The 227-nt window shown below is 65.2% G+C and carries 1 protein-coding gene; it reads right to left on the bottom strand.

Translation table 11 applies throughout. From position 1 onward, the window contains the following. Positions 1-3 precede the first annotated feature (3 nt). Positions 4-227 (bottom strand): nucleotide-binding domain containing protein (locus ALP40_RS20670; protein WP_310887072.1); only part of this gene is annotated, 224 nt, incomplete at its 5' end.

Raw genomic sequence — 227 nt, 5'->3', positions numbered from 1 at the left:
TCATCAGGCTGCCCCCGCCAGTTGCTTGAGGGCTTTGGCGAAGAAGTCGCGAGCGCCGAAATTACCGGACTTGAGCGCCAGTGCCAGCTGTTGTGCGCCGCTGCTGACCGTGGCCGGAACGCCCGGGTCGATCTGTGCGCCGATCTGCAACAGTTGCACGCCCAGCGCCTGAACCACCGCACCGGAGGTTTCGCCACCGGCGACTACAAAACGGCGCACACCAGCGT

This window comes from Pseudomonas viridiflava (genome assembly GCF_003702045.1).
Classification (GTDB): Bacteria; Pseudomonadota; Gammaproteobacteria; order Pseudomonadales; family Pseudomonadaceae; genus Aquipseudomonas; species Aquipseudomonas viridiflava_C.
This window is presented reverse-complemented; position numbering and strand designations above follow the sequence as displayed.